General features: G+C 71.0%; 5 protein-coding genes. 4 read left to right on the top strand and 1 reads right to left on the bottom strand.

Annotated features, from left to right (window positions below; translation table 11 throughout):
- Positions 1–1,199: class I SAM-dependent methyltransferase (locus tag E1284_RS38615; protein ID WP_131945090.1), on the bottom strand; the 1,199-nt coding region annotated here is incomplete at its 3' end.
- Between the two features lie 235 nt (positions 1,200–1,434).
- On the opposite strand from E1284_RS38615, the gene groES reads away from it, so the two are divergent.
- The 4 genes from groES to E1284_RS38595 form a co-directional block, all read left to right on the top strand.
- Positions 1,435–1,743: a co-chaperone GroES gene (gene groES / locus E1284_RS38610; RefSeq protein WP_067629509.1), complete on the top strand. Its 309-nt coding sequence runs from the start codon at positions 1,435–1,437 to the stop codon at positions 1,741–1,743.
- Positions 1,744–1,827: 84 nt separating this feature from the next.
- A complete protein-coding gene (gene groL / locus E1284_RS38605; RefSeq protein ID WP_131945089.1) occupies positions 1,828–3,453 on the top strand; it encodes a chaperonin GroEL in 1,626 nt (541 codons plus the stop codon).
- 218 nt (positions 3,454–3,671) lie between these two features.
- Positions 3,672–4,364 carry a sigma-70 family RNA polymerase sigma factor gene (locus E1284_RS38600; protein WP_424923535.1) on the top strand — a complete coding sequence of 231 codons (693 nt, stop codon included), beginning with the start codon at positions 3,672–3,674 and terminating at the stop codon, positions 4,362–4,364.
- The coding region (locus E1284_RS38595; protein ID WP_207924206.1) for a hypothetical protein at positions 4,361–4,623 on the top strand (263 nt) is incomplete at its 3' end. The genes E1284_RS38600 and E1284_RS38595, both read left to right, overlap by 4 nt.

Raw genomic sequence — 4,623 nt, 5'->3', positions numbered from 1 at the left:
GGACGGGTGATGAGGGCGACCGGGTCGCGGCCGACGCGCGTCACCACCAGCGTCAGCTCCGCACCGCCCCGGCCCGCCCGCTTCCCGCCGAAGCCGAGGTCGCGCCGCAGCCGGTCGACGTCGACGGCGGAACCGCGCTTCTTGACGGTCAGCACGCCGACCTCGCGGCGCTTCAACTCCGCTCGCAGGCGCTTCACCGAGAACGGCAGCACGTCCTCTATCTCGTACGCGGACGCGAACGGCGTCGGGCACAGCCGATCGGACGTGACGTACGCGATGTGCTCGTCCGCGAGCCCGCCGCCGACCAGTTCTGCCACCTCGCCGACCAGATGGGCGCGGATCACCGCTCCGTCGGGCTCGTACAGGTAACGACCCCACCCGCGTACTTCCGGGACGTCCAGCCCATGCGGGGTCAGCGTCCAGACCTCCGGGTCGGTGTCGGACGAGAGCAGCGTGGCCCGACGTCCCACGTCCCCTGCGAGAGACCCCAGCCAGAGTGCGGCCTCTTTGACGTCACCGTGCACCGACACCCACTCGGCCTCCGCGCCGTCCGGGACGGCCTCATGCGGTATGCCGGGCGCCACCTTGACGCAAGCGGCGGGTACCTTCCGCGCCATATCCAGGACGACGTCAAGCGGCGGTTCATACGAACGGGGATCGAAGACCCTGCCCCGTGCTGTACGACGCCCAGGGTCGGCGAACACGGCGCCGAATCCGTCCACGGCGACTTTGGTGGCGTCCCCAACGCGTATGGGAGCGTCCAACCCGAAAACGGCCACGTTCGCCTGAGCGACCTCCGCCGTCAACGGGTCGAGTTCCACGCCCTCCCCGGTGAGGCCCGCGCGCCCCCGCGCGATGAGGTCTGCGCCTATCCCGCACCCCAGTTCCAGCACGCGCGCGCCGTCCAACCGGGTCGCGAACCGTTGCGCCCGATGTGCCGCCACACAGGCCCGTGTCGACTGCTCAAGGCCGGCCTGCGTGAAGTACATGCGGGCGGCGTCCGGACCGAACTTGGGCCGCGCGCGCTCGCGGAGCCGCACCTCCGTGAGCGCCGCCGCGACGAGCGCGGGATCGTGCCGTTCGCGCAGCCGCGTCGCTGTCGCGAGCAGGGCGTCCTCGCGGACGTCGGCGGCGGCCACCTCGTCCAGGAGTGCCTGGCCCGACGCGGTGCGCAGGGCGCGGAACGACGCGATGTCCATGGGGCGAAGTTAGCGGTCGGTGAACACCGCCCGGTCCGTCCGTGTCCGTGTTGACGGGCTCCCGGGCACGGAATAGTCTCCATGACTGGCACTCTCGTAGCGAGAGTGCCAACACAGCGACGAAGGTCGGTCTGGCACCCGCGACGGCAGGCCGGTCCAGGGTCGCCTCTTCTGTCACATGTGCTGGCCGGTCATCCGTGGCCGGCCGAGGACCAATCGAAGGGGAGGTCAGATCGTGACGACCGCCACCAAGGTTGTTCTCAAGCCGCTTGAGGACCGCATCGTCGTCCAGCCGCTTGAGGCCGAGACCACCACCGCGTCGGGCCTGGTGATCCCGGACACCGCGAAGGAGAAGCCCCAGGAGGGCACCGTCATCGCGGTGGGCCCGGGCCGCGTCGACGACAAGGGCGAGCGCGTCCCGGTCGACGTCAAGGTCGGCGAGGTCGTGCTCTACAGCAAGTACGGCGGCACCGAGGTCAAGTACAACAACGAGGAGTACCTCGTCCTCTCGGCCCGCGACGTGCTCGCGGTCATCGAGAAGTAATCACCGAGACGTGATGCACCCGCCCCGGTCGGCGCCGCCTTCGGCGGGGCTGCCGGGGCGGATCGCGTGAAGAGGAGTATCCGCATGGCGAAGATCCTGGAGTTCGAGGAGGACGCTCGCCGGGCTCTTGAGCGCGGCGTCAACGCTCTCGCGGACGCCGTCAAGGTGACGATCGGCCCGCGCGGCCGCAACGTCGTCATCGACAAGAAGTTCGGTGCGCCGACGATCACCAACGACGGCGTCACCATCGCCCGCGAGGTGGAGCTGGAGGACCCGTACGAGAACCTCGGGGCCCAGCTCGCCAAGGAAGTGGCGACCAAGACCAACGACATCGCGGGCGACGGCACCACCACGGCGACCGTCCTCGCGCAGGCGATGGTCCGGGAGGGCACCCGCAACGTGGCGGCCGGCGCGTCCCCGCTCGCGCTGAAGCGCGGCATCGACGCGGCCGCCCAGTACGTGTCCGACCAGCTGCTGAAGTCGGCCCGCGAGGTCGAGGAGAAGGGCGAGATCGCGCACGTCGCGACCATCTCCGCGCAGGACGCGCAGATCGGCGAGCTGATCGCCGAGGCGTTCGAGAAGGTCGGCAAGGACGGCGTCATCACCGTCGAGGAGGCCCACACCATGGGCCTGGAGCTGGAGTTCACCGAGGGCCTCCAGTTCGACAAGGGCTACCTGTCGCCGCACATGGTCACCGACCACGAGCGCATGGAGGCCGTCCTGGAGGACGCCTACGTCCTCATCGTGGACGGCAAGATCTCCAACGTGCAGGAGTTCCTGCCGCTGGCCGAGAAGGTCGCGCAGACCAAGAAGCCGCTGCTCGTGGTGGCCGAGGACGTCGAGGGCGAGGCCCTGGCGCTGCTCGTCGCCAACAAGATCCGCGGGACGTTCACGTCCGTCGCGGTGAAGGCGCCGGGCTTCGGCGACCGCCGCAAGGCGATGCTCGGCGACATGGCCACCCTGACCGGCGGCCAGGTCGTCAGCGAGGCCATCGGCCTGAAGCTCGACTCCATCGGGCTGGAGGACCTCGGCCGCGCCCGCCGCATCACCGTCACCAAGGACGCCACCACCATCGTCGACGGTGAGGGCTCCGCGGACGAGATCAACGCGCGGGTCAACCAGATCAAGGTCGAGATCGAGAACTCCGACTCCGACTGGGACCGCGAGAAGCTGCAGGAGCGCCTGGCCAAGCTGGCCGGCGGGGTCTGCGTGCTGCGCGTCGGCGCCGCCACCGAGGTGGAGCTGAAGGAGAAGAAGCACCGCCTGGAGGACGCCATCTCGGCGACCCGCGCGGCGATCGAGGAGGGCATCGTCTCCGGCGGCGGCAGCGCGCTGGTGCACGTCGCCAAGGAGGGCTTCGACACGCTCGGGCTGTCCGGTGACGAGGCCACCGGCGCCGAGGCCGTCCGCCGCGCGCTGGCCGAGCCGCTGCGCTGGATCTCCGAGAACGCCGGCCAGGAGGGCTACGTCGTCGTCTCCAAGGTGCAGGCGCTGCAGGCCGGGCACGGCTACAACGCCGCGACCGGCGAGTACGGCGACCTGATCGCCCAGGGCGTCATCGACCCGGTGAAGGTCACCCGTTCGGCGGTCACCAACGCCGCCTCGATCGCGGGCATGCTGCTCACCACCGAGGCGCTCGTCGTCGACAAGCCGGAGGAAGAGGAGCCGGCCGCCGGCGGTCACGGGCACGGCCACGGGCACGGCCACTGAGCCGTCCGCACGCCGCATCGGCAGACCCCCGTCCGTCCCGGACGGGGGTCTCGTCTTTTATCGGTCAATAAGCTGTTTGTAGCTCAATGAGCCATTTAAGATTTCGTGACGCCGGGCAGCGAAATGAACGCACGGTGTAGTATTCCCAGGTTCGTTCCAGCACTGTGACCATTCCGTTGTCGAGGACGGGGCAGACACGCCCGGCGGTGCTGGGCATCATGCAAGGCGTGACCGAGGGATGCTTCGCCGGGACCATGACCGCGCGCGCTGCCGAACCCTCGGGAGGGCATTCCCCTCCACCGCCCCGCGACATCGGCCGCGGAGCGCGGACGCTGCGCGCGGCGGACGCGGGCGACGGCGACCTCAAGGAGTTGACGACCCTCGCCGTGCAGGGCGACCCGGGCGCCATCGAGGTCCTCATCGCCGAGGTGCGCCCCATGATCGTCCGGTACTGCCGGGCCCGGCTCGGCCGCGTCTCCGGGCAGTACCACATCGCCGACGACGTGGCACAGGAGGTCTGCATCGCCGTCCTGTCGGCCCTGCCCCGCTACCGGGACATGGGCCGCCCCTTCGCCTCCTTCGTGTTCGGCATCGCCGCGCACAAGATCGCCGACGCGCTGCGCAGCGCGGTGCGCGCCGCCGTCCCCACCGAGGACCTGCCGGACGGCCCCGACGACCGTCCCGGGCCCGAGGAGACGGTGGTCCGCTACATCGAGGCGCAGCGCGCCCGCGACCTGCTCACCCGGCTGCCCGAGCACCAGCGCGAGCTGGTCCTGCTGCGCGTCGTCGCGGGCCTGTCGGCCGAGGAGACCGGGAACGTGCTCGGCATGTCCGCGGGCGCGGTGCGGGTCGCGCAGCACCGGGCCCTGGCGCGGCTGCGGGCGATGGCCAGAGAGGAGTCGATCGCTTGACGGAGCGAGGCCCCCTCACCGGCATCGGGGGCGCCCCGAATCCGGCCGAGCCCTCGCACTCCGGTGATGCTCCGGCCCCGGCGGCCCGTCCGCCGTCCGCCGCTCCGCCGACCGTCGACCTGTCGGCCGTCCGCGGCACCGACGCCCTCGTCGAGGCGCTCGCCACGCGGCGCGCGCTCGGCGCGTCGCGTCCCGCCGACGACACCGACCCCGCCGTGCGGCTGCTGCACGCGCTGATCACCGACGTGGACGACCAGAC

Source organism: Actinomadura bangladeshensis, assembly GCF_004348335.1.
GTDB lineage: Bacteria > Actinomycetota > Actinomycetes > Streptosporangiales > Streptosporangiaceae > Spirillospora > Spirillospora bangladeshensis.
Note: the sequence above shows the minus strand (reverse complement) of the source record. Positions and strands in the feature narration are given on the sequence as shown.

What these genes read in the sequence shown, in the direction of transcription:
- groL (WP_131945089.1), top strand. Translation starts at nt 1,828, where the DNA reads ATGGCGAAGATCCTGGAGTTCGAGGAGGACGCTCGCCGGGCTCTTGAG.
- E1284_RS38600 (WP_424923535.1), top strand. Translation starts at nt 3,672, where the DNA reads ATGCAAGGCGTGACCGAGGGATGCTTCGCCGGGACCATGACCGCGCGC.